At 44.8% G+C, this 1,371-nt stretch carries 2 protein-coding genes; one reads left to right on the forward strand and one right to left on the reverse strand.

Annotated features, from left to right (window positions below):
* The first annotated feature begins 135 nt into the window (after positions 1–135).
* On the forward strand, positions 136–438 hold the full coding sequence (locus HW443_RS11290) for a HigA family addiction module antitoxin (protein ID WP_176229786.1): 303 nt from the start codon (positions 136–138) through the stop codon (positions 436–438).
* Between the two features lie 393 nt (positions 439–831).
* Here HW443_RS11290 and HW443_RS11295 read toward each other — a convergent pair whose 3' ends face one another.
* Positions 832–1,026 carry a DUF2281 domain-containing protein gene (locus tag HW443_RS11295; protein ID WP_176230510.1) on the reverse strand — a complete coding sequence of 65 codons (195 nt, stop codon included), beginning with the start codon at positions 1,024–1,026 and terminating at the stop codon, positions 832–834.
* Between the last annotated feature and the right edge of the window lie 345 nt (positions 1,027–1,371).

Genomic DNA, 1,371 nt, shown 5'->3' on the forward strand with positions numbered 1-1,371 from the left:
CTCCACCCCTTACTGACTACTGGTTACTGAATTCTGACTACTAACTGATAGCTGAAAGCTGAGAGCTGATAGCTAATAGCTGAACGCTTATGATTCACTTTTTGGTTCCGGCTTGTCTGGGTTAGGAGATAAAAAATGACTAAGAAGTTGGCACCAACGCATCCTGGAGAAGTTCTACTTGAAGAGTTTCTCAAGCCTCTGGGCATAAGCCAATACCGTCTAGCCAAGGACACAAACGTGCCGCCACGACGCATCAACGAGATTGTGCAGGGAAAGCGTTCTATTTCTGCCGACACGGCTCTCCGACTGGCACGCTACTTTGGGACAACGGATCGTTTCTGGCTGAATCTTCAAGCTCGCTACGACCTTGAGTTGGAGAAGGATCGTCTTGGGAAACGCCTGGTCGAAGAAGTCGAAGTGTTCCGAAAGGTTGGTTGATCAGATTTCACTTAACTGAATTCGCGGGGGAGTGTCATCCACGATAAGCTCGTTGGCTGCCCCGTATTTTCTTATAACCTCGGCCCTGAGTCTCGGGCGGGTCATTAGCCCGAAGCTGGTTTTCAACCACTTGTAGGATTGCCCGTTGTAAGTGAAGATTTACCATCAATTAGCCTCTTATTTTAGATCGTTTCCTTCATGGGGTGGAACAAAGCGGAGCCGCTTCTATTGAAGGTTAGGCGAAGTACAAATCATTTTACTTTCCGCATGTGTTTTATTTCTTCCACGATACTCTTAACATCTATACCTTTTTGCCACGCCTCTCTTTCTTTGGTGTAATTGCAAAGCGTCGAACGATCTGAAAAGAAAAGGGGACAACTACGACATCACCTTTTACAAACTTTGCCAAGTCTCATCCTCCTCTGGCCTCAGCCAATCTTTTCTTAGAGAAGATTGGCTTGCAATGGCAATCTCCATCCCTTCCTTAATAATCTTAGTTCTTAGAAAATGAACAAAGTCCAATATTTCATCAAGAAATGGCTCTGGGACTTGTTCAATTTCACTCAAGAGTAATTCCTTCTTGCTCATAGTTTCGCCTCCCCATCAAAAGGATACCACAGTGTTTAATTTTTCAGCAATTTCATATAAATTCGTCGACAAAAGTCTACCATTGGCATTATATGCAGTTGCTGTGAAAGGGGCAAGTGTCCAATGGGAATTACCGAGGAGAAAATAACTCTTAAGGAGTGGTCTGGCAGCCTATGCCGCCGTGGCACATTTCTTGTAATGGCATCTGGAGAGCGCCACCAGGGATTTTGCTCATTGAGAGGATCAAGTTGCAAAATTCTTGCGCTATCGGAAATAATCCGAACCTGTTTCATGAAAGACCAAACCAATCGAACTAGGTCTTCCTCTGCCCTTATGAATATCTCC

This window comes from Candidatus Hakubella thermalkaliphila, from assembly GCF_013281975.1.
GTDB lineage: Bacteria > Actinomycetota > Humimicrobiia > Hakubellales > Hakubellaceae > Hakubella > Hakubella thermalkaliphila.